Annotated in this window: 32 protein-coding genes; 19 read left to right on the forward strand and 13 right to left on the reverse strand. The window is 58.9% G+C overall.

Annotated elements, in window-relative coordinates:
- Positions 1 to 89: 89 nt before the first annotated feature.
- The 12 genes from PTE31013_RS12110 to PTE31013_RS12165 all read right to left on the reverse strand — a co-directional run bounded on the left by PTE31013_RS12110 (position 90) and on the right by PTE31013_RS12165 (position 6,105).
- A complete protein-coding gene (locus PTE31013_RS12110; protein ID WP_150613061.1) occupies positions 90 to 287 on the reverse strand; it encodes a hypothetical protein in 198 nt (65 codons plus the stop codon).
- Position 288: 1 nt separating this feature from the next.
- Positions 289 to 819: a hypothetical protein gene (locus tag PTE31013_RS12115; protein WP_150613062.1), complete on the reverse strand. Its 531-nt coding sequence runs from the start codon at positions 817 to 819 to the stop codon at positions 289 to 291.
- A gap of 57 nt (positions 820 to 876) precedes the next feature.
- Positions 877 to 1,584, reverse strand: a complete 708-nt coding sequence (locus PTE31013_RS12120) for a 3'-5' exonuclease family protein (protein ID WP_150613063.1) — start codon at positions 1,582 to 1,584, stop codon at positions 877 to 879.
- Between the two features lie 15 nt (positions 1,585 to 1,599).
- A complete protein-coding gene (locus PTE31013_RS12125) occupies positions 1,600 to 2,238 on the reverse strand; it encodes a hypothetical protein (RefSeq protein WP_150613064.1) in 639 nt (212 codons plus the stop codon).
- Positions 2,239 to 2,249: 11 nt separating this feature from the next.
- Positions 2,250 to 2,912, reverse strand: a complete 663-nt coding sequence (locus PTE31013_RS12130) for an AAA family ATPase (RefSeq protein WP_150613065.1) — start codon at positions 2,910 to 2,912, stop codon at positions 2,250 to 2,252.
- Between the two features lie 69 nt (positions 2,913 to 2,981).
- A complete protein-coding gene (locus PTE31013_RS12135) occupies positions 2,982 to 3,224 on the reverse strand; it encodes a hypothetical protein (RefSeq protein ID WP_150613066.1) in 243 nt (80 codons plus the stop codon).
- A complete protein-coding gene (locus tag PTE31013_RS12140) occupies positions 3,221 to 3,472 on the reverse strand; it encodes a hypothetical protein (protein WP_150613067.1) in 252 nt (83 codons plus the stop codon). Before PTE31013_RS12140 ends, PTE31013_RS12135 begins: the two co-directional genes overlap by 4 nt.
- Entirely contained in the window at positions 3,469 to 3,843 is a 375-nt protein-coding gene (locus PTE31013_RS12145) for a hypothetical protein (RefSeq protein ID WP_150613068.1), read from the reverse strand. The genes PTE31013_RS12140 and PTE31013_RS12145 overlap by 4 nt, the downstream gene beginning before the upstream one ends.
- 5 nt (positions 3,844 to 3,848) lie before the next feature.
- Complete coding sequence (locus PTE31013_RS12150; protein WP_150613069.1) at positions 3,849 to 4,292, reverse strand: HNH endonuclease; 444 nt, start codon at positions 4,290 to 4,292, stop codon at positions 3,849 to 3,851.
- Positions 4,285 to 4,563: a hypothetical protein gene (locus tag PTE31013_RS12155; RefSeq protein ID WP_150613070.1), complete on the reverse strand. Its 279-nt coding sequence runs from the start codon at positions 4,561 to 4,563 to the stop codon at positions 4,285 to 4,287. The genes PTE31013_RS12150 and PTE31013_RS12155 overlap by 8 nt, the downstream gene beginning before the upstream one ends.
- A 203-nt stretch (positions 4,564 to 4,766) precedes the next feature.
- Positions 4,767 to 5,420: a hypothetical protein gene (locus PTE31013_RS12160; protein WP_150613071.1), complete on the reverse strand. Its 654-nt coding sequence runs from the start codon at positions 5,418 to 5,420 to the stop codon at positions 4,767 to 4,769.
- Positions 5,421 to 5,442: 22 nt separating this feature from the next.
- Positions 5,443 to 6,105, reverse strand: a complete 663-nt coding sequence (locus PTE31013_RS12165) for a S24 family peptidase (protein WP_217426231.1) — start codon at positions 6,103 to 6,105, stop codon at positions 5,443 to 5,445.
- A 97-nt stretch (positions 6,106 to 6,202) separates the two neighbouring features.
- Between PTE31013_RS12165 and PTE31013_RS25255 the strand changes: the two genes are divergently transcribed.
- Positions 6,203 to 6,457 carry a transcriptional regulator gene (locus PTE31013_RS25255; RefSeq protein ID WP_150613072.1) on the forward strand — a complete coding sequence of 85 codons (255 nt, stop codon included), beginning with the start codon at positions 6,203 to 6,205 and terminating at the stop codon, positions 6,455 to 6,457.
- 15 nt (positions 6,458 to 6,472) lie between these two features.
- Here PTE31013_RS25255 and PTE31013_RS12175 read toward each other — a convergent pair whose 3' ends face one another.
- Complete coding sequence (locus tag PTE31013_RS12175) at positions 6,473 to 6,742, reverse strand: hypothetical protein (protein WP_150613073.1); 270 nt, start codon at positions 6,740 to 6,742, stop codon at positions 6,473 to 6,475.
- Between the two features lie 115 nt (positions 6,743 to 6,857).
- Here PTE31013_RS12175 and PTE31013_RS12180 point away from each other — a divergent pair, with 115 nt between their 5' ends.
- From PTE31013_RS12180 to PTE31013_RS12260, 18 genes are all read left to right on the forward strand, one after another.
- Positions 6,858 to 7,175: a CII family transcriptional regulator gene (locus PTE31013_RS12180; RefSeq protein ID WP_174978538.1), complete on the forward strand. Its 318-nt coding sequence runs from the start codon at positions 6,858 to 6,860 to the stop codon at positions 7,173 to 7,175.
- An 86-nt stretch (positions 7,176 to 7,261) separates the two neighbouring features.
- A complete protein-coding gene (locus tag PTE31013_RS12185) occupies positions 7,262 to 8,299 on the forward strand; it encodes a hypothetical protein (protein WP_150613074.1) in 1,038 nt (345 codons plus the stop codon).
- Positions 8,300 to 8,301: 2 nt separating this feature from the next.
- Positions 8,302 to 9,075, forward strand: a complete 774-nt coding sequence (locus PTE31013_RS12190) for a hypothetical protein (RefSeq protein ID WP_150613075.1) — start codon at positions 8,302 to 8,304, stop codon at positions 9,073 to 9,075.
- Positions 9,076 to 9,128: 53 nt separating this feature from the next.
- Positions 9,129 to 9,269: a hypothetical protein gene (locus PTE31013_RS24825; protein WP_174978539.1), complete on the forward strand. Its 141-nt coding sequence runs from the start codon at positions 9,129 to 9,131 to the stop codon at positions 9,267 to 9,269.
- Complete coding sequence (locus PTE31013_RS12195) at positions 9,266 to 9,835, forward strand: RuvC family protein (protein WP_246174346.1); 570 nt, start codon at positions 9,266 to 9,268, stop codon at positions 9,833 to 9,835. Before PTE31013_RS24825 ends, PTE31013_RS12195 begins: the two co-directional genes overlap by 4 nt.
- Positions 9,832 to 10,392 (forward strand): hypothetical protein, encoded by a 561-nt coding sequence (locus PTE31013_RS12200; protein ID WP_150613076.1) that lies wholly within the window; start codon positions 9,832 to 9,834, stop codon positions 10,390 to 10,392. The genes PTE31013_RS12195 and PTE31013_RS12200 overlap by 4 nt, the downstream gene beginning before the upstream one ends.
- On the forward strand, positions 10,385 to 10,603 hold the full coding sequence (locus PTE31013_RS12205; RefSeq protein ID WP_150613077.1) for a hypothetical protein: 219 nt from the start codon (positions 10,385 to 10,387) through the stop codon (positions 10,601 to 10,603). The genes PTE31013_RS12200 and PTE31013_RS12205 overlap by 8 nt, the downstream gene beginning before the upstream one ends.
- Positions 10,604 to 10,627: 24 nt before the next feature.
- Complete coding sequence (locus tag PTE31013_RS12210; RefSeq protein ID WP_150613078.1) at positions 10,628 to 10,855, forward strand: hypothetical protein; 228 nt, start codon at positions 10,628 to 10,630, stop codon at positions 10,853 to 10,855.
- Entirely contained in the window at positions 10,852 to 11,118 is a 267-nt protein-coding gene (locus PTE31013_RS12215; protein ID WP_150613079.1) for a hypothetical protein, read from the forward strand. Before PTE31013_RS12210 ends, PTE31013_RS12215 begins: the two co-directional genes overlap by 4 nt.
- Positions 11,119 to 11,127: 9 nt before the next feature.
- Complete coding sequence (locus tag PTE31013_RS12220; protein WP_150613080.1) at positions 11,128 to 11,484, forward strand: hypothetical protein; 357 nt, start codon at positions 11,128 to 11,130, stop codon at positions 11,482 to 11,484.
- A gap of 53 nt (positions 11,485 to 11,537) precedes the next feature.
- Positions 11,538 to 11,972, forward strand: a complete 435-nt coding sequence (locus PTE31013_RS12225) for a hypothetical protein (RefSeq protein ID WP_150613081.1) — start codon at positions 11,538 to 11,540, stop codon at positions 11,970 to 11,972.
- 20 nt (positions 11,973 to 11,992) lie between these two features.
- The gene (locus PTE31013_RS12230) at positions 11,993 to 13,495 is read left to right on the forward strand and encodes a PBSX family phage terminase large subunit (RefSeq protein WP_246174348.1); all 1,503 of its coding nucleotides are present in this window, start codon (positions 11,993 to 11,995) and stop codon (positions 13,493 to 13,495) included.
- Positions 13,496 to 13,515: 20 nt separating this feature from the next.
- A complete protein-coding gene (locus PTE31013_RS12235; protein ID WP_150613083.1) occupies positions 13,516 to 14,004 on the forward strand; it encodes a hypothetical protein in 489 nt (162 codons plus the stop codon).
- 14 nt (positions 14,005 to 14,018) lie between these two features.
- On the forward strand, positions 14,019 to 15,674 hold the full coding sequence (locus PTE31013_RS12240; RefSeq protein WP_150613084.1) for a DUF1073 domain-containing protein: 1,656 nt from the start codon (positions 14,019 to 14,021) through the stop codon (positions 15,672 to 15,674).
- Positions 15,671 to 16,459, forward strand: coding sequence for a phage head morphogenesis protein (locus tag PTE31013_RS12245; protein ID WP_150613085.1), 789 nt, complete (start codon positions 15,671 to 15,673; stop codon positions 16,457 to 16,459). The genes PTE31013_RS12240 and PTE31013_RS12245 overlap by 4 nt, the downstream gene beginning before the upstream one ends.
- Positions 16,460 to 16,532: 73 nt before the next feature.
- Positions 16,533 to 17,909, forward strand: coding sequence for a DUF2213 domain-containing protein (locus tag PTE31013_RS12250; RefSeq protein WP_150613086.1), 1,377 nt, complete (start codon positions 16,533 to 16,535; stop codon positions 17,907 to 17,909).
- 10 nt (positions 17,910 to 17,919) lie between these two features.
- Positions 17,920 to 18,408 (forward strand): structural cement protein Gp24, encoded by a 489-nt coding sequence (locus PTE31013_RS12255; RefSeq protein ID WP_150613087.1) that lies wholly within the window; start codon positions 17,920 to 17,922, stop codon positions 18,406 to 18,408.
- A 3-nt stretch (positions 18,409 to 18,411) separates the two neighbouring features.
- Positions 18,412 to 19,446 (forward strand): major capsid family protein, encoded by a 1,035-nt coding sequence (locus tag PTE31013_RS12260; protein WP_150613088.1) that lies wholly within the window; start codon positions 18,412 to 18,414, stop codon positions 19,444 to 19,446.
- The last annotated feature ends 2 nt before the right edge of the window (positions 19,447 to 19,448 follow it).

The raw sequence follows: 19,448 nt of genomic DNA on the forward strand, positions 1-19,448 counted from the left end.
AGCTGGTCGAGATCGTGAATCCGCTCTCCATTGCCGGAACCTGCTTTGCCAATGCGTAACTGATCGCATCAAACGTCACGGTCTTGAGGTCAGGCATTTGCAGTGCTCCCGAAGTAGGCCGAGTACATCGCATCAAGCGCTTCGACCTGCTCGCTGTCGAGGCGAGTGACTTGGCCGCTGTGCATGACGGCGCTGATCGGTGCGAGCGCCGCACGTTCTTGGTCGGTGAGGTCGCCGGAGATTTCCTCCAGCGATTGCACCATTTGGGTTGTGGTCGGCAGGCGCATGTCAGGCGGCGTCCTCTTCTTCCTGCTCTTCCGTGTCTTCGCCGAACAGTTCACGTACGGTGTTCGGCGGGGGTGCGATCAGCTTGATTACGATATCTTCCTGAATGCGATGGTCGAGAATGCCGCTCTCGCGCTCGTCCGGCGTGCAGTTGATGTTGAAGTCGTAGATGACGATGTCGTTTTCTTCCGGCGTCACCTTGAGCGACTTGACGGCGCACTCGGTCAGTTCGATATCGCTGTCGCCGCCGAGGCCATAGTCGATGGTCGCGGTATATCCCTTACCCTCGAACGCCCATGCGAACGGTGCCATCTTCGAGAAACGGCGCGTGGTAGTCGCGAGCATGTCATCCGGGTTTTCGATCTGCTTGTAAAGCGAGTCGTACAGCCCATGCTCCAGCATGTCGAGCGAGCGTGCCTGCATGACGACTTGCACGCGCATCGTGGCGGCGGGGCGCTTCACTTTCCCGTGCTTCTCGGCACGCGGGTTGTAGTTGACGAGCTTCGCGGTCTGGGCGGCAATGATTTCGAACATGATGGTGAGTCTCCTGATGGGCGGAAAAGAGGGCGCCGTGCTGGCCGCCCAACGGGGTTAGGCTGCTTGCTGGAAAGTCATGCGCTTGTGGATGCCGCGAACGCGCCGAACATCGTCTTCGCAATACGCGACCACCTCATCGAGCCGTCCGGCCCGCACGAAGTCCCACACTTTCGAACCGTCGATGTCGCCCTTCTCGGGCAGGCCAAACGCGCGGCACAGCTTGTCAAGACCGATCGTTCCGCGAGTGCCGGCCCAGCGCGTCATCGTGTCGAACACGCTGTCGTCCCACGGCTTGGCGCTAAACGGGATGATCGATGGCGGCCGGATACCGAGCATTACCGCGCGCTGGAAGATGAAGCGCAGGTCGAACTCGGTGACGTAATGACCGATGAATACTGGGCGGCGATCCGTACTCGGCGTGTACGCGTCTGATAGGCAGTCGAACATGTCTCGCATCACTGCCGCTTCGTTCGCGTGCCACTCGGGTCGCCAGAACGACATGGGCTCAGCGTCATCAAGAGCGATCGATGCACACACGATGTGACCGAGCCCACCGTCGAATGAAGTCTTGCGCCACTTCATCTCGATTTCGAGGTCGATCTCAGCTCGCTTGGCCGCGATGTACTCGGCGATTTTTGTCTCATCCTTATAGTTGGACGGCGCACACACAGTAGCCTTAGCTTGCTCCGCATCATCCTCAAATGCGGCAATCACCGCCGGGTCTTGGCTCGGCACGGTTTCGATGTCGATATAGATATTCATGTCAGGGTCTCCGAATCAGAAGGGGATGTCGTCGTCTTGCTCGAAGCCATTGCCGTTCGTGGCATCGGAATACGAGCGTGAGGTTTGCGATCCGGCAGGGCGCTTACGCATCGGGCGGTCAGCTAGTTGTGCGACGCGGTGGGTAAGCGCTTCGGGAGATTTCTTGCCATCGAGAATTTCCGAAGCCATCAGTTCGGTGTTTGCCTCAAACACGGCGACCAGCTTTGCCGACCATGCCGTATCGTTCGGATCTTTCCGGCTGACTTCTTCCGTTTTCTGAAGCAGGAAGCCAATGCGCTTGTTTGCAAGTTCGGGAAACACCTGGCCATCAGCAACATATTCCTGCTTCGCATCGTTGTCCCATCGCTTCACCTTGGCCGATACCGGCTTGATGTCGCGGAGCTTCAAACAGGTCATGAGGGCCATGACTAGGTCGAAGCCAGTCAGGCGATCGCCGTTGGATTTCTCGGTGTAGATGAATTGCCGAGTCTCGCGGCCATCGTCTGCGCGCAGCGTGAGCACAATGCCGCGCGTGCCGGTGTTGGCAACGATGTCCTCGGCGGTCACGATCGTGCCGATGTACTTGCCGGTTTCCGTGAGCCACTTGCCTACTTGGTCGGCCTTCTTTGCTGAGTTCTTGTCGAGGGTGTACATGCTGGGATCCTTTAGGCTGCTTGCTTGAGGTCGTAATAGGCGGCGATCGCCTCATCCACCATGGCGAGGTCGTTCTCGATCAGGTCGGATTCAAAGAGGCCAAGCGGTGACTTCACCGTGTCTTGCCCGTTGTTCTTGGTGCTGAACATGTATTCGCCGTTACTCACGGCGGTGCGCAGCACGATTGTCACCAGACCCTCCATGACGATCTTCTCGTCGAGAAGCTTCCCGATCGTCTTGATCTTCGTGCGCCCGAAATCGTCGGTGCTGGTATGGCTTAGGATGTAGACGCGCTTGGAGTCGGCGAGCGACGTGGCAGCCATGAGAACGTCCCAGGCGTGACGCGCGATCTCGTTGTATTTGGCGAAAGCGCTGTTCCCGACCTCGTTGTCGGTGACACGGCGCATGAACTCGTTCGCCAGCACGTATTGAAAATCGTCGATGACGATGATTTCCTTGTCAGTACGCTGCATGGCGGTGACGATCCTGGCGCTGTCGTCGGTCACGTAGACCGAACCGCCGTTACCTTTCGCGACCGGCTTCCAGCCCCCCGAGCGGAAAGGCAGCGGCTTCTTGACTGCCTGAATCAGCAGTGTGTTTTCCGGGTTGAGGTTGCGCAGACTGGTGCTCTTGCCCGTTCCGCTTTCCCCGATGATCATGGTTGCAATGCTCATTTGATTGCTCCGTTTCAGATTGAAGTTGTTCCCATTGGCCGACGGTTTGCCACCACTGCGGGTCCATGGTCAGACGCTCCGGAAAACGACAGGCTGCGCGGCGCGCATGGCGTCGTCGAGATCGATGGCGCCGACGATGCTTGCGCCCAGCGAGAGCGCCAGGAGAAAGATCAGCGCGGCGACGCCGGGAAAACGCGTAACGAATCGGTCGATGCGCTGGGTCAGCGTGGGCGCGTGCTGGCGATGCTTGAGCGAGCACTCATCGGAGGTGTGGCCTTGGCGGCCGCAGCGGATGCAGTAGTCGCGGTTCATTTCGCCCCCCGTGCGCGGAGCATGGCGTCGGCCAACGCATAGGCATCAAGTGCTATACCGAAACGCCAATCGTCATGCTGGAATAGCCCAGATCCTTCTCGTGCTTCTTGCAATGCATTTTCGTAAACCGAAGGCAAAACTTTCGCGGCGAAGTAGTCGCGAAAGTCCATGCCGAGATTGATGGTCGGGCAATCGTTCAGATCGCCGCACCACGGAAACGCCGGACCGCCGTTTTTGATCTCGCTCATGCTTCACCTCGTGCTTTAGCGATGACATCTTGAATATCGAAATCAGCGCAGTCGTTTCCGAGAATGCGCATGTCTTCGCTCATCTGCTCAGCAGCGTTATGTGCACCTTCCGGGTACCAATCGGCAACCCGGCGGCTGTGCAGTTCTTGCCGAATGCTGTCAATAAATTCGTGGGCGCGTTCCAGCGTCTCCACCAACTTCTCGTAACTCGGGCGGTCCGGCACGAGGTCAGCCGCAGCAGTCAGGAGCGTGTCAGAAAGTTCGCGCGATTCCCTAACATCGAGAAACTCGAGTTCATGCTTGGCCTGACCGATCTCGATGGTGACAACCTTGTACCCGTTGTACCGGCGGACATCGATAGATGCATTCATGCTTGCTATCCTCGTGCTTTGGCGAGGGCGGCGCGCCGACGCGTGTGATGATGGTTCTCACCGCGAATGACGCGTTCTTTGTGATTGCTGGCCTTTATGGCAGCGGAGTGCTTTTCTCCGCGGGATGTGTGTCCGTGAAGTTCTCGGTCAGCAGCATTCTCTTTGCGAGTACCCCAAGCCAGATTCGTGTAGTGCGCGTTGAGCTTGTTTCCGTCGAGGTGGCGAATCTCATAGCCTGGGGCGGGCTGTGGCCCGATATGTGTACGAGCTACGAGTGAATGAACCGTAACGCGCCGGCGCTTTCCACCGATGACGATGCGAACGCACGGATAGCCACTCTTGTTGAGATCCTGCGCAAGTTCATGCATTTCCTTGCCGCGCCATGTCCCGTTCACAGAGAAAATCCGGCCGTCAGCCATGACTTCGTAGGTCGGCGTGTGCTTATCCATGACGCACCTCGCCCTCAGCAAACACGTTCACCTCGACCTCGAATGCGACTTGCAGGATCTCGCCCGCGCGCTTCGTGTCCTGCTTGATCAGCGCGTCGTTCAGCGCGCAGTAGCCGTCGTAGTCGTGGTCCTGCAGGCGTTGGAGTGCGTTGATGACGTCCGCGCACTCGGCAGCGCGCTCACGGGCGCGGTCCAGCGCTTCTGCCGCGTCCTGCTGGCGCATGTACGCGCCAAGGTCGCGCGTGACGATGCAGGGGATTCGTGCGTTCATGGTGGCCTCGATGTCTGGGTGACGTTGAGGCAAGTTTATTAAATGCTAAACGCATAGTCAAGCAAAAACTAAACATGCGGCGAAGCGAGTGCTTCTATGCTTCTATGACATGGCGCGTTATTCAGATGCCTATGTGCGGCGGTGGAGGGAGAAATTGAAAAAGGCCCCGGTTAGGGGCCTTGGAATGTGTGGGGAAGTTTGGGTTACGCGTCGCCTGGCGCGCAGGGCACCCAAGTTCGATCTGCACTGATATCGCTCCTGTGCCCCCAGCACCACCCTTTGGCGCGAATTTCGGAATAAGTGGCGTCGCGATCAGCGCATGCAGCTTGGGTCGAGGGTTCGTCACCATGGCCGCTGCGGCATTGCCGGTTTAGGTCACCATATTTTTCGGTTAGCACGAGAACATCACTTGGCATATCCAATGCCACTTCGGCGCGGGCAACCGCTGCGGAAGCATCTGCTGCCGCGCGCTCCATGTCCGCCGAGGCCCGTTGCATTGCTTGCTGTATTGTCTGCTGAATGCTCTCTTGCGCAGCAAAAAGGAACGCCCCTTGCTCTGCCTGCCACGCGACGCTTTTCCCGTCGGCGATGATCGAAAGCGGCACTTGATGTTGTTTTCCCCTCAGATCAACGGTGGCGATTCCGGCATATTTGTTGCCGGTTTCGTGAAGCACTTCTACTTTGAGTACCTTCATTTGGTACTCGGCGAGATCGCTAGTTTCTAGCTTCTGCTGAAGCGCGGCCGAAACGGTTTTGGCGATCTGATCCTTACTCAGATGATTGTCGAAGTACCAATACACACCGCTTGCGAGAAACAAGATCGCGAGTGTGATAAGCCATTTGCGTGCGCTTTTCATGGACTACTCGTTGTGCCAGAGATCAGAAATCTTCGCTTCGCCAGACTTTCAGGATTCTTCCGAAGACTTCGAAGTCCATTTTGGGGGTGATGTCCCACGTATCGTAGCTGACGTTTTCAGACTTTGCTCGGATCAGGAGCCCTTGCTCTGTTGGGATGCGCTGCAAACGCTTAATGAATCCTTCGGTGCCCACACGGAAAAAATAAATAGCATCGAACTCTACCGCCTTCACCCCGATGTCAGCGATTAGCGGGTCGCCAGGGTTGAACATCGGCCGCATGGAGTCACCAAAACCGGTAACAACCACGAGATTCTTAACAGCAGTGTAATTCTTCAGGTTTTTCGAAAGCCATTCATTGCTGACTCTAAGCGTCTCAATTACGCCGGGCTGATCGCGCAGCTCAATCCCATGTCCCATCGCCCCACCCGTATCGAAGCGTTGAATTTGAATGACGGGCGGCTGTTCTGGCAGTGACATAGCGAGCGACTCCTCACCTGACTCGACCGGAGAGTCAAGGTATCCGAGATCCATACCATAGTCCCGTTCAAGTCGTCGCGCAGCTCTTTCACCAAAGGATGCGCGTCCGGTCATCAGTTGTGACAGGTAACTTTTCTCAGTTGCCGGAAGGGTGCGGCTCGTGAACCACAAGCGCAGGCGTGCCCGGCGGGTATCTGCAATATCCATGGTTCGAGTCTGATTAGTATCTGCTAAACAAGCAAATGCTTGACCTTAAGTTTAGTATTTATTAAACTTCGTCCAAGTAACCAACCTTGGACTCGGTATGGACCTCAAGACATATCTAGCGTCGCTCGAACGTGGCGGCGTCTCAAAGCTTGCGGAGGAAATCGGGGTATCGGCCTCGTTTCTCTCTCAAATGGCCGCAGGTTCATCTGCGATTAGCCCGGCGCGATGCGTTCTGATTGAAATCGCCACGAAGCAAGCCGTAACGCGTCGCGACCTCCGCCCCGATGATTGGCGCTCTATCTGGCCCGAGCTAGACATCCCCGGCACCCCCACAGAGCAGGTGGCGGCATGACCTCTAAAGCGCGCGTCAGCCTCGTGATTCGTCGCGGCCCATTTGCCCAAGGGCTTCAAGAAACGCATTCGTCTCTAGCAGCAGGACATCGCGCCCGTTGCCAGGTATCGGCACGTCGTCGTGCTCGGCAAGAAACGCGTCGACGCTCAATCGAAATGACTCTGCGACCGCTTTGGGATTTGGATGGGTTGATGCGAGGGCTTCGAGTGCGAACGAATGAACTTGCAGCTTCATGCCGAACTGATTGATCAGGTTTGCAATGACTTCCAGATGTTCGTCTTCCATGGGGTCCTCTCGTGATGAGTTTTGAAGTTGATGGCTTGGCAGCCGATTTCGATTCTCGCATGGTCGAGGACTCCGCCTTTTTTTCAATGAAAACAGTGAGTAACGAGGTGGTTCGATGACCACGGAAACAGTTTCACCCGACGAGACTGAAAGCACACGCATGCAGGCTGCACGCGTCGAGGCAGAGGTATTGCGTGCCGTTGCGCGCGTCACGCAGGCCCGTGCTGCCGCATGCATGGGTGTGTCGGCCAGCACGATCAGCCGCCGGCTCGACGAACTTCCGGACTGGGCGCGAATGTTGGCGACATTCGGACTACAGGTCGTTCCTGTTGACTGCCTAGTCATCGATCAGGAAGAACTCTCCGCGCTCGAGAGCATGGCGTTCAAGTATCTCGAAGCACGCCAGCAGGAACGCCGGGTGCGTGGGAGCTAACCATGACCGCCGAACTCATATCCGCCGTGCCCATCGTCTGCCTCATCGGCGCCACGTGGTTCGCGCTGCGGCGCAGGGGGTGAGCTATGCGCGAAGAACAGAACAAGCCAGCCCGCAACCGATTCCGCAAGATCGAAGTGCGCATGTGGGGCGACGAGAAATTCCGTCGCCTCTCACCATTGCCTGCCTGCGGTCAGGGACTTTGGGTTTTCCTGCTGACCGGCCCTCATACCGGCCCGATCCCCGGCGTCTTTCGTAGCGGTCGTGCCGCGATGGCCGAGGAACTGGATTGGGAAATCGAAGCCTTCGACAAAGCCTTCGGGGAAGCCTTTCGGGAAGGTCTCGTAAAGGCTGACTGGAAAGCCAAAGTTGTGTGGATTCCAAACGCCATTAAGTGCAACAGACCTGAATCGCCAAACGTGGTCAGGTCGTGGGGGGGAGAGTGGGATTTGATCCCAGAATGCGCCCTGAAGTCGGAAGTGTACGAATCCCTGAAAGCCAATATCTGCGGGCTTGGAGAGGCTTTTGAAAGGGCTTTCTTTGAGGCTTTCGGAAAGCCTTCGGGAAAGGCTTCCGTAAAGCCTAGCGGGAAGACATGCCCGAATCAGGAGCAGGAGCAGGAGCAGGAGCAGGAGCAGGAGCAGGAGCAGGAGCAGGAGCAGGAGCATGGAAAGACTCCGTCGACCTACCGGCCGACTGCCGAAGACATCCGCAAAATTTTCGCCTACTGGCAGGATCGGATGAAATCGCCCCGCTCGAAGCTTGACGACAAGCGCAAGGCGTCGATCCGCAAAGGCTTCGATCTTGGCTTCGAGCCGCGGGACCTCTGCTTGGCGATCAAGGGGTGCAGCCTGACACCGCACAACATGGGTCAGAACGACCGACACACGAAGTTCAACGACGTGTCGCTGATCTTCCGCGATGCCGCCCACATCGAGCGCTTCATGGCTGCCGCCACCGACCCGCCGCCACCCACCGCCGGCGCTCCGATGAGCAAGCAGGCGCAAATCCTCGCCGAGTCCGAAGCAAATCTCGCAGCGTTTACGGCCATGGTCAACGGCCACGCGACCACTGCTGATGGCTTTGTAATCGATGACGGCCTTACCGTCGAAATGGAGAGCTGACGATGCAAGCCGCTGATGCTGTCGAATTCGCCCGCGCTCTTGGCGCCGCTCATGTGCTGGTGCGTGTCGCCTTGCCGACGCCTGAGATCACGATGGCATGGTTCGGGAAGCTATCCCGCTGGCCGCTCGTCGACGTGGTTAGAGCACTCGACAAGCACGGCGATATTTCGCGCTATGCGCCGGTACCGGCCGACATCATCGCGCTACTTCCGTCGCTTGAGGCTAAGCGCCTCGCCGCCGATGAGGCATGGCCCATCGCGCTCGCGTCGAACGACGAAGCCGCGACGGTATGGCTCACGGACGAGATTCTGTCGGCCTTCGATGCCGCGCGAGATCTCGTCGCCGACGGTGACGAAATCGCCGGTCGAATGGCGTTCAAAGCCGCGTACACGCGGATCACGGAGGCGAATCGAGCCGCAGGCGCGGCACCGAACGTCATCCGTTCGCCTGGGACTGACCGCACTACGGACGCCGCTGCCGATCAGCGTGCCATCGCACTCGGCTTCATCACGGCCGCGCAGGTGGAGCGCCAATACCCGGCACTCTCCGGGCCGGTGGCCCAAAACGTTGGACTTCTCGCCGCGCCCTCCAAGACCGACAGCGATGGCGCCCGTGCAGCGAAGGAGCAGTTTCGACTCATGGTCGAGCGCATGCGTAGTGTTCCCACCGGTGAGTCAGCCTTCTCGCGTGAGGCCCGCGAGCGACACGAAGCGACCGAGCGTGCGAAGCGTGATCTCGCGCAGCGTGTCGCTGCCTACGAGCGAGGCCAGCAATGAACACGCCAATCGACCGACGCTGCCCAGCGTCCGGCTGCCAGTGGGAAGGAACCTTGAGTCTGAGCGCAATGGGCGGTGGGCCGTGGTTTTGTCGCGCCCATTTCCAGCGGTCCGAAGAGCCGGCACAAGGCTCGATTCTCGGCCCGACCAGCTTCGACGGCAATCTGCCGTACACCGACAAGGATGACCAATGACCATTCTCTTCGACGAAATGCCCGCAGTTTGCGCAAAAACGCAAACCGGAGACGCGCCCGACGAATTCCCGAGCCTCGCGCGCGCGCCCGCGTTTGAGACGCGCCGCTGCATTCTCGCGCTCGACCTCGGCACGAAACTTGGCTGGGCCACGGTCGACCGCAACGGCGTGGTGCGCAGCGGCAGCCTCAAGTGCCATCCTCGTGCGAACGAAGCGATCGGCCAGCGCTGGAGCAAGTTTCGCGTGCTGCTGTGCGACCTCTCGAATGAAGTAGGAGAGTTCGATGCCGTGTACTTCGAGCAGGTGCAACGGCACGCCGGCACGATTGCCGCGCATGTCTACGGAGGGTTCCTCGCACACCTTGAACACTGGTGCGCTGCGCGTAACGCTGAACCGATCGGTGTCGGCGTCGGCGAGGTCAAAAAGGCATGGACTGGCAGCGGCGCGGCGAAGAAGCACCTGATGATCGCAATGGCCGAGCAGCGCGGATTCCGCCCGGCCGATGACAACGAGGCCGATGCCTTGGCCATCCTGTCTCTGGCCATCGCTCGGGAGAACGCCAAATGAAACGCGCCTATCACGTCTGGCCGCCGGCCGAGGACAAAATCCTGTGCGCGATATACGCCTCGCACGAAACGATTGCCTCGCAACTTCACTTGCTTCCCGGCCACGATTTGCAGTCCTGCAAGAACCGCGCTCGAGTGCTCGAGTTGAAAAAGGCAGTGCGCGTCGTCGAAACGTCGAAGCCGGTCATCGTCGCCGCAATGGCCTACTACGGTGTTCGCAGTGCCCCAGACCTCGCCAAGCTGACCAAGACCCATATCGTTACCGTGCGCAGGATCATCAACGACATGGTGAAGGCTGACGAGGCGCACATCGACGGCTACGCGCCGGCGACGCTGAACGGCATGCCTACGCGCCTGTTCAAGCTCGGGCCAGGCAGGAACGCGCCGAAGCCCCGCACCAAAACGCCATCTGAGCGTGTCAAGGCTTGGGAGAAGCGCCAAGACCCCGAGGAACTGCGCGTGCGTCGCACCCGGTACGCCACCCGCCGAAAAGCCAAGTTGGGACGTCTCATCCCGCCGCGTGACCCGCTGACGGCGGCTTTGTTCGGAGGTGCGTGATGACAAGCCGAACGACTGTCACGGCGGGTATCGCGGTTGGCTACGTGCTGCTCGCTGTGGGTATTTGTGGGCGCTTTGCGGGGTGGTGGTGATGAAAGATGATTTCGACGCCATCGGCGCAATCCTGCTTTTCGTCGGCCTCGCGTGCGTCTTCATCGCGGCATGCTCGGCGCTCGGGATTGTGCTCATCGAAACCAGTTTCCGCGCTTAAACCGGCGCCAACGGAGCATGACTTATGGAAAACAAGCACGCCAGGATCATCGGGTATCGCCCCGCTAACCGTGGTGCTAAGGAGAGTGAAATGAAAACTTTCGTTGTCTTCACTGTGGATGACAAGTCTGTGGAGATCGAGGCATCCGAATGGTCAGCGGTTCACGGAGTGTTGATTCTTCACGATGTAGAGAGAAGCCTCGTGGCGCTGTTTGCTGCTGACCGCTGGATTTCGTGCATCGTCAAACAGTGAAGCAGAGCCTCACACGCCTCGCAGGCATCCTCCCGCGCCAGTCAGAGTTCCGGGCGTGGCTCGCCGAGGCCGCCCACCAGCCGATCAGCGCAGACGACGCTGCCGAATTCATCCGCATCGCATGCGGCGTCGACAGCCGCCGGCAGATCGATCAGGACGCCGGCGCGGCAGAACGCTTTCACACCATCGTGCGCCGGCCGTATCTGGCGTGGCGCGATGGAAGAAGCGTGGCGACACAGGAGCGCCAGGACAGATCGAAATAGGGGAATGCGATGGGACGACCACGGCTTGATCACACCTTATCGCCGGAGAACGTGTTTTCCCGGATGGTGCCCGGTAGGGCTTACAAGTCCTACAAGATCGCGGACAAGATGCGAGTTCGCAATGCCGCCATTCTCCCCATCCTGAAGGTTCTGGTCGCAAAGGGATTGATCGAAGAGCGCCAGACCAACACGACGCCGCGATATGTCCGCCCCGACTTCACCGTGAAGCGTCCCGCGGTAGTGACCGGGCCCGGCGCACCCAGCGTCGCTTCCTATCGAATCCCCATCAGTCCGCCTCGTGTCATTACCGACTACGAACGTGAGATACAGCGCCGTCAGGAGCTTTGCATGATGGTGCGGCGATAGCGCAAACACCGAAAGAACGGGATTTTTACGGAAACCATAGGGAACGCACAACCGTGACAGCCAAGAACATCACCACCCGGTTCAGTTCTGACAACCAACCCGCAAAGCGACGCGGCAAGACACCTCGAATGCTTCTGATCGACGCGCTGAAACGTGAAGCCGGGCTCAGCGAGGCGGAGTTTTACCGCTTGGTGGTGAGCCGTGCGGTGAATGAAAAAGACGGAACGCTTACCCGGGAACTGCTCGCTCGATTGCAACCGGTTCCTAAGCCCACATTGCCCGACGTGCGTTTCTCGATCCCGGCATCCGCATCACCCGTGGATAAAGTGGTGGCTATCATCGACGCGGTTGCAGACGGGAAGTGTCCCCCCGATGTTGGCGACATGATGATCGGGATGATCAAGAACATGCTCGATATCTACAACGTGACCGAGTTGGCCGACAAAGTGAAGGCCATCGAAGAACGTCTCGGGGCACTGGGGCAATAACGATGGGGGCGCGCCGTGGCGTGACATTCGCCCAGATTGAGCGGATCGAACGCATCTTCGAGGGCATGGGCTCTGTGGACGAGCCGCCGACGTTCGGCATCTGCGACATGGAGCGCAAGGTGCTGCGCTGCCGGGACGTTCATGGCGAGCTTACCGACGCGCAGCCCACTGTCCTGATCGGCGAGCGTCTGGAACCGTTGTTGTACAAGCGTCGGTTGAAGATCGTGCTCGGCGGCCGTGGTTCCATGAAAACCCGCACCATCGTGTCAGTCCTGATCGGGAAAGCCCAGGCGCAGCGAGAACGCGTGCTATGTCTTCGTGAGATCCAGAACTCGATCGAGGATTCGAGTAAGGCCGAGCTTGACGGCGAGATCGAGCGCCGGGACATCGGAGGCTCGTTCCTGACCCGAAAAAATTCGATCATCGTGCCGGCTTCGCGCAGCCGCTTCACCTTTCGCGGCCTGTATCGCAACGTCCAGTCGATCAAAGGATTCTCGGGCGTCACAACGGCGTGGATCGATGAGGCCGAGAACATTTCCCGCACGTCGCTCGACTATCTGATGCCGACGATTCGCGAACCCGGTTCGGAAGTGATCATTTCGTTCAACCCGAACAAGGAATCCGATCCGGTGTATGCCGACCTCGTGGCGCCATACGCCGAACAACTTGCGGCGAACGATGGCGTGTACGACTCGGGCGATCCTGACGGCGTTCTGATCATCGTCTGCAATCACGAACATAACCCGTGGCTGCCGAAGGAGCTGGCCATCCAGCGCGACCAGATGCGGGCCCGCGACCTCGACCGATACAACTGGATCTGGGAAGGCAAGTTCAACCGCAAGAGCGACGAGTTGATCTTCGCTGGCAAGTTCCGCATCGACACCTTCGAGACGCCCGCCAGTGCCCGGTTCTTCTTCGGTATTGACTGGGGCTTTGCACAAGATCCGACGACGCTCAACCGAATGTACGTCGTGGGCAACACGCTCTACATCGACTATGAAGCCAACAGCCATGCCCAGAACAATGGGAAGGGTGTTGACCTTGACGAACTATGGAAACTATTTGCCGGAAAAGATCGGATGCGCGGCACACAGTCGCTGCAATGGCGCCCCGAAGACGATCTCAAGTTCCCCGGCGTGCCCGGTGCCCGAGTCTGGCCGATCAAGGCAGACAACGCTCGGCCTGAAACGATCAGCCTGGTCAAAAAGCAGGGCTTCAACATCTCGGCCGCCGAGAAATGGGGCGGATCTGTTGAAGACGGCATCACTTTCCTACGCGGCTTCGACGAGATCGTCATTCACAAGCGCTGCGTGAACACGATCAAGGAATTCGAGAACTACTCGTACAAGGTGGACAAGGTGACTGGCGAAGTGCTGCCGATCATCGTCGACAAGTGGAACCACCACATTGACGGCACCCGATACGCCATGGACGGGTACATCCGGGGCCGGAACGGTCTCAACATCAATCCCGATGCCGCCATGGCCGCCGCCCGTGCGTCTATGGCAATTGGGGCGCATTGAATCTCAACAGGAGAAACACCATGGGAAAGTCCAACGATCAGCTTCAGCAAGACGGCGCCGAGGTGGCGCAATCGGGGGAGCCGTCGGACGCACTTGCCGGTGCGACGGAACAGGCATCGTCCGTGACAACCGATACGGCGTCGAGCGGTGCGGGTGCGACATTGGCCGACGTTGGGCTGGCGACTGCATCGAACGCATCCGACGGCGAATCGTCGATGGTGAGCGGCGCGGCCTCTGGTGCTGAAAATGCAAGCATTCAGCCGGGAACACCCGCCAGTCAAGGCGATGCCGTGCTGGCGGCGGCCAGTCTCGCCGTGACCCACTCGGAAGCGACCGAGCGATTCGCTGGTCTGCATGCGCTGGTATCGAAGATCGAAGGCATCGAGGCCGCAACGCTCGAACGTCTACGCGCCGACCTCAACGAACTTGGGACGCTGCTCGGCCTGCATACGACTGCATCTCAGCGTGCGCAGATTTCCGGCGACTACAAGGCATCTGACCTCTCGTGAAAAGGAACGGCGACATGGCCACCACCCAATCCAAGAAAGTAGCGGCCGTGCCGCCTTCGGCGACCCCGGAAAAGAAGACTGGGCTGAACATTCGACCGGATACTGCCCAGAACCTGCTCGCCATCGCGAAAATGCAGATGTCCGCAGATGGAAGCATCGTGAAGCCAGAAGATGCACTCCGATCAAAGTTCACACCATACTTGCCGCCGCCTGGCGTCATCCCTGACGGCGTCATGGCAAGCCATCCGAACCGAAAGGACGGCCCCGCACAGATCGCTATGGATGGCGTATGCAATGGCATGTCATCGGTGATCGGCGCATTCCGCACTTCTCAGGCGGTCAATGGATCAGAGTTCGTCGGATATGGTGTGCTGGCATTGCTTGAGCAACACCCGCTGATTCGTGCCCCGATTGAAGCGCGCGCTGACGAAATGTCGCGGGAGTTCGTTGAACTGTTCTCGACGGAACAGGAGGGGGTTGAGGATGACCCCGACCGCAAGAAGCAGATCACCGACCGGATTAAGCAACTGCAAGAAGAAATGGAGCGTTTGCACGTCAAGAAGCGCTTCCGCGATGCCGAGGCCAAGACGGGTTATGCCGGCGGGTGCGTGCTTTACATCGATCTCGGTGACGATCCAGACGATACCGCCGAGCTTAAAACGCCGCTGGTGATGGAAAAGCAAAAGCTTCAGAAGAACGGCAAGCCCCGTATCAAAGCGCTGAAGCTGATCGAGCCGATCAACGTCTATCCGGCGCCGTACAACGCTGACAATCCGCTCGCCGACAACTTCTATCGCCCAGAAGCGTGGTATGTGATGGGCAAGGAAACTCACGCGACTCGCTTGCTGCACTTCGCCGACAACGTGCCACCGGTGCTTCTCAAGCCCGCGTACAACTTCTTCGGCATTCCCCTCGCACAGATGATGATCGACTACGTTGACAAGTTCGACACCGCTCGGGTTGCCGCTGCCGATCTGGTCGACAAGTTCTCGCAGAACATCATCAAGACGGACATGTCTCAGATCCTGAGTGGGGGGGGAGTCGAATGCGGACAACAGCTTGCAATTCGGGCACTGATGTTCGGCCAGCAGAAGCACAACCGGTCGCTGCTCACGATCGACAACGAGAAGGAAGACTTCGTCCAGGTCAACACGCCGCTATCTGGTGTGGCAGACATCGTGTTTCAAGCGATGCAGTTCCTCGCCGGCGTGGCGCAGACGCCAGTGACGAAGTACTTCGGCTTGTCGCCGACGGGCTTCAATGCCACCGGTGAGTTCGACATGCGGAGTTGGTATGACTTTTGCGGGGGCAAGCAAGAGACGAACTGGCGCGACAACCTGGCCAAGGTAATCGACATCTGCATGATCGGCCTTTGGGGTGAAATCGATCCGGCTATCAAGTTGCGATTCCTGTCCCTGTACAAGCCTGATCCTGAGCAGACTGCCCGCGTCAATAAGCTGAACGCTGAGACTGGTGACATTTTGCTCGCGAACGGAACGATCTCCCGGGAAGAAGAGCGCCAGCGCGTCGCAAGTGATCCGGGGGCCGGATATGACGCCATCGACACTGACGTACTTCCGGATATTCCGACCGAAAGCGAGGATCCGAATACGTCTGGCAATACTGGCACTGGCGAAGCCGAGCAAGATGACAACGCGAGCGCGGAATGAGGAGTCGCAAGCCGAAACTTCGCGGTGTGCGGCCAAACCTAGGTGTCGAGCAGTCGTATCGGGCCAAACTCGATGATCTTGTCCGTGAGATGCAGCGCTCGTATCTCTATTGGCTGCGCGCTCGGTACCGCGAGAACGAGGACCGCATTGCCATGGATGATAGCCCGACGTCCAGCCTCATAGCGGAGCTTGCCGGCCTCTCACGACAGTGGAAGCGCATGTTCGCGAAGCGCGCATCCCAGTTCGCTAAAGAGTTCGTTTCGAGCGTCGACCGACATTCCACCTATGCGCTCAAGAAGGAAGCCGCTCGAGCGACGGGCTTGTCAGTTTCAGTCAAGGACACGTTGTCATCGAACAACGTCATGCAGGCGCTGATCAAGGACAACGTGTCGCTGATCAAATCCATTCAGAGTGAATATCACGCCCAGGTCGAGGGCATTGTGCTCCGGAGCGTGTCAAGTGGGCGCGATCTGAAATCCCTCACTGATTCGTTGCAGGAGCGCTACGGAATCACGCGGCGCCGCGCCAAGCTCATCGCCAACGACCAGAACAACAAGGCGACATCGAATCTGATGCGGGTGCGGCAAGCTGATCTTGGCATCACGCAGGGGCGTTGGATGCATACCGGAGGTGGCAAGGAACCCCGGCCTTCGCATGTCCACGCCGACGGCAAGCTATTCGATCTGAGCAAAGGCATGTACCTCGACGGGAAATGGACAATGCCCGGCGAGGAAATCAACTGCGGCTGCACTTGGGAGCCGATCATCGAGGGAGTGAACGACTGAATTCTGTGTAATAGGGCGTTTTCTGGTGTCTATGATGCTGCTCAACTGCATCAGGCACAGAAGGTAATAGGAGATGCCCATCAAGCCCGAATTGATCGCAATGGATCGGGAGTCGGTACGCACCGTCGACAAAGACGGGCGCCTGCACGTCTCCGAGACGAACATTTCGAAGGCCGGCGTCAATCCCTATTGGGGGCGCGAGATCCCCGGCTATGAAGGACTGGGGCTCGATCCCGACACCATCTATCAAGTATTCCGGCCGCCCGAAGAACTCGAGAAGGCGGCTGCGACATTTAACAACATCCCGCTGCTGGCCAAGCATATCCATGTCTCCTCGGAAAAGCCCGAGAAAGACAAAGTGATCGGCACGGTCGGCAGCAATGCGCGCTTCGACGGCGAATACCTGAAAAACAGCCTAGCCGTTTGGGATCAGGCGTATATCGACCGCATTGACGATGATTCGCAGCGCGAATTGTCGAGCGCATATCACTACACCGCCGTCAAGAAAAAAGGTGTCTACCATGGCCAGCCATACGATCTGGTGATGACGGATCTCCACGGAAATCACGTCTCCACCGTCGTTGAAGGGCGGGCCGGGCCTGACGTGCTGGTTGCCGATTCCCAACTCATCAACCCCGAAAAGGTGGCTAGCGTGAAACTCAACCATGCTCAAAAGAAGGCGCTTTCGGCTCGTCTTACCCAGGCACTTACGGCCCGGAACAAGACGAAAGCCCTGATCGCCAAGGACGGCATGATCGACGCCGAGGCGGTCGAAGATTTGCTCATCAATGCCCTTGCGGAGACGCAGGGCGGTGAAACGGCGCAGGACGATGCTGATCCGGGCAAGAAGGATCCGGACGACACCGACGGTAAGCGCAGCGATCGCGGCACCGCCGCCGACGAGGACGACAAGTTTGCCAAGCTGCTTGCCGGCCTGAAGAAGGTGATCGCCGATTGCGAAGGCGGTGGCGAAGACGAGGACATCGACAACGGCGAAGGCGAAGACGAAGGCGAAGAAAACGGCGAAAAGCCGGACGGCGACAAGCCGGCAAAGGATAACGCATCGACAGCCACACCGGCCGAGATGACCCGCAAAACCGAACCTGCGAAGGGTGCCATGGACGCCAAAACCATCCGCAAGAACGTGACGAAGGAAGTCACTGAAGCGATTCAGGGCCGCTTCCGTGCAGCCTCCGAAGTCAAGCCGCTCACGGGCGACATTGATGCCATGGCGTTCGACTCGGCCGAAGACGTATACGCCTATGCCATCAAGGCGGCCGGCAAGGATCCGGCTCAGTACGACCGAGCTGCCTACAAGGGCATGGCGCATGTGCTGGTCGATGCCGCCAAGACGCCGACGCGCACGCCGATCATTGCCGCTGATGCGGCCAATGCCGAAAAGTCCTTGACCGAGCAATTCCCCGGTCTGGCCAGCATCAAGCAACGATAAGGAGCGCACCATGAGCGGCTTTCAGACTTCCGTCAACCTGCTTCCGCAGATCGGCATTTCGGGTGATCGTTCCACCGACAACCCGGAATCGGTTCTTTCTCGCATCGCCAACACGGTTCTGACTGTTGGCACTTTCGTGTGGCCGCTGGCCGCAGATCCGGTGAACCAAGTCACCCAGAGCGGTACTGGCTCACCGCTGGGCTTCGTCAAGCGTGATCAGCAGGGCCTCATCACGGCGTTCCTCGGTCAGGCTTCGATGCAGATTCCGGCGGGCCAAACGGCTCAAATCTCGGAGGGCGGCGAGTACTTTGTGCTCGCTCCTGCTGCCGCGACGGCCGGCCAGAAGGTGTTTGCCACCCTCGCCGACGGCACGCTGCAATTCGGCGCGAAGGGAGCAACGATCTCCGGCGCCATTGAAACCAAGTTCGTTGTGTCGCGTGGTGGCGCATCGGGCGCGGTCATCGAAATTTCCACTCACAGCCAGTTGGCGGGGGCCTAAGAAATGAGCCAAGCACAAATCAACCTGCTCCGCAGCCAGTACGGCATCAGTTTCGCGCTCGGCGCCGAGTTGCTGACGGATGTGAAGCGCACCGAATTGGCGATCGCCATGGATGCGGTCACACCCGGCCCACTGGTCACGGTGCAGAACAACGGCGTGCCGCAGTGGATGACGAACTACGTCGATCCGCGTGTAGTGCAAATTCTCACATCGCCGATGCGCGCGGAAGAAGTGGCCGGCGGCGCGGTTCAAAAGGGCGATTTTGCGATCGATACATCGACCTTCCTGTCGGTGGAATCGACCGGCGAGACTGCACCCTATGGCGACATGGCCGGCAACGGTCGTTCGGGCCACAACGAGGACTTCCCGCAACGTCAAGTCTATCGCTCGCAGACGATTACGGAGTGGGGCGACAAGCAGATGGAAGTGGCGGCAAAGGCCCGCATCGATTATGCCGCGCAGCAGCAATCCTCCTCGGCGCTGACGTTGCGCAAGAAGGAAAACCTCATCTATTTGTTCGGCGTGGCCGGCCTGCAAAACTACGGTCTGACGAACGACCCGGATCTGCCGACGCCGGTCGCTCCTGGTACCGGTGCCGGTGGCAACACCTGGAAGCTGAAGACGAGCGACGAAATCTTCGCGGACTTCGAGACGGTGTTTAACAACCTCGTCACGGCTGCCAATGGCCTCGTTGATTCGGATTCGAAGATGGTGGCCGTGCTTCCGCCGGGCGTTGAGGCGAACCTGACCAAGCAGAACAGTTTCGGTCAAGTGCTGAAGGATCGACTGAAGTTGTCGTTCCCGAACCTGCGTTTTGTGAAGGTGCCGGAATACGCGACGCTTGCGGGCGGCAACCTGTTCCAACTCATCGCGGAAGACGTCGAAGGTCAGCCGACCGTCGAAGTGGCGTTCAACGAACGTTTGCGCTCGCATGGCGTCGTTCGTCGCCTGTCGAGCTTCGCCGAGAAGAAGTCCAACGGTGCATGGGGTGCGATCTGGTATCGCCCGGTGTATTGCCAATCGATGCTGGGGGTTTAAGA

Origin of the sequence: Pandoraea terrigena, from assembly GCF_902459705.1 — a bacterium.
Taxonomy (GTDB): Bacteria; Pseudomonadota; Gammaproteobacteria; order Burkholderiales; family Burkholderiaceae; genus Pandoraea; species Pandoraea terrigena.

Coding starts and splice junctions, on each gene's coding strand:
- PTE31013_RS12110 (WP_150613061.1), bottom strand. CDS start 287: ATGCGCCTGCCGACCACAACCCAAATGGTGCAATCGCTGGAGGAAATC.
- PTE31013_RS12115 (WP_150613062.1), bottom strand. CDS start 819: ATGTTCGAAATCATTGCCGCCCAGACCGCGAAGCTCGTCAACTACAAC.
- PTE31013_RS12120 (WP_150613063.1), bottom strand. CDS start 1,584: ATGAATATCTATATCGACATCGAAACCGTGCCGAGCCAAGACCCGGCG.
- PTE31013_RS12125 (WP_150613064.1), bottom strand. CDS start 2,238: ATGTACACCCTCGACAAGAACTCAGCAAAGAAGGCCGACCAAGTAGGC.
- PTE31013_RS12130 (WP_150613065.1), bottom strand. CDS start 2,912: ATGAGCATTGCAACCATGATCATCGGGGAAAGCGGAACGGGCAAGAGC.
- PTE31013_RS12135 (WP_150613066.1), bottom strand. CDS start 3,224: ATGAACCGCGACTACTGCATCCGCTGCGGCCGCCAAGGCCACACCTCC.
- PTE31013_RS12140 (WP_150613067.1), bottom strand. CDS start 3,472: ATGAGCGAGATCAAAAACGGCGGTCCGGCGTTTCCGTGGTGCGGCGAT.
- PTE31013_RS12145 (WP_150613068.1), bottom strand. CDS start 3,843: ATGAATGCATCTATCGATGTCCGCCGGTACAACGGGTACAAGGTTGTC.
- PTE31013_RS12150 (WP_150613069.1), bottom strand. CDS start 4,292: ATGGATAAGCACACGCCGACCTACGAAGTCATGGCTGACGGCCGGATT.
- PTE31013_RS12155 (WP_150613070.1), bottom strand. CDS start 4,563: ATGAACGCACGAATCCCCTGCATCGTCACGCGCGACCTTGGCGCGTAC.
- PTE31013_RS12160 (WP_150613071.1), bottom strand. CDS start 5,420: ATGAAAAGCGCACGCAAATGGCTTATCACACTCGCGATCTTGTTTCTC.
- PTE31013_RS12165 (WP_217426231.1), bottom strand. CDS start 6,105: ATGGATATTGCAGATACCCGCCGGGCACGCCTGCGCTTGTGGTTCACG.
- PTE31013_RS25255 (WP_150613072.1), top strand. CDS start 6,203: ATGGACCTCAAGACATATCTAGCGTCGCTCGAACGTGGCGGCGTCTCA.
- PTE31013_RS12175 (WP_150613073.1), bottom strand. CDS start 6,742: ATGGAAGACGAACATCTGGAAGTCATTGCAAACCTGATCAATCAGTTC.
- PTE31013_RS12180 (WP_174978538.1), top strand. CDS start 6,858: ATGACCACGGAAACAGTTTCACCCGACGAGACTGAAAGCACACGCATG.
- PTE31013_RS12185 (WP_150613074.1), top strand. CDS start 7,262: ATGCGCGAAGAACAGAACAAGCCAGCCCGCAACCGATTCCGCAAGATC.
- PTE31013_RS12190 (WP_150613075.1), top strand. CDS start 8,302: ATGCAAGCCGCTGATGCTGTCGAATTCGCCCGCGCTCTTGGCGCCGCT.
- PTE31013_RS12195 (WP_246174346.1), top strand. CDS start 9,266: ATGACCATTCTCTTCGACGAAATGCCCGCAGTTTGCGCAAAAACGCAA.
- PTE31013_RS12200 (WP_150613076.1), top strand. CDS start 9,832: ATGAAACGCGCCTATCACGTCTGGCCGCCGGCCGAGGACAAAATCCTG.
- PTE31013_RS12210 (WP_150613078.1), top strand. CDS start 10,628: ATGGAAAACAAGCACGCCAGGATCATCGGGTATCGCCCCGCTAACCGT.
- PTE31013_RS12220 (WP_150613080.1), top strand. CDS start 11,128: ATGGGACGACCACGGCTTGATCACACCTTATCGCCGGAGAACGTGTTT.
- PTE31013_RS12235 (WP_150613083.1), top strand. CDS start 13,516: ATGGGAAAGTCCAACGATCAGCTTCAGCAAGACGGCGCCGAGGTGGCG.
- PTE31013_RS12240 (WP_150613084.1), top strand. CDS start 14,019: ATGGCCACCACCCAATCCAAGAAAGTAGCGGCCGTGCCGCCTTCGGCG.
- PTE31013_RS12245 (WP_150613085.1), top strand. CDS start 15,671: ATGAGGAGTCGCAAGCCGAAACTTCGCGGTGTGCGGCCAAACCTAGGT.
- PTE31013_RS12250 (WP_150613086.1), top strand. CDS start 16,533: ATGCCCATCAAGCCCGAATTGATCGCAATGGATCGGGAGTCGGTACGC.
- PTE31013_RS12255 (WP_150613087.1), top strand. CDS start 17,920: ATGAGCGGCTTTCAGACTTCCGTCAACCTGCTTCCGCAGATCGGCATT.
- PTE31013_RS12260 (WP_150613088.1), top strand. CDS start 18,412: ATGAGCCAAGCACAAATCAACCTGCTCCGCAGCCAGTACGGCATCAGT.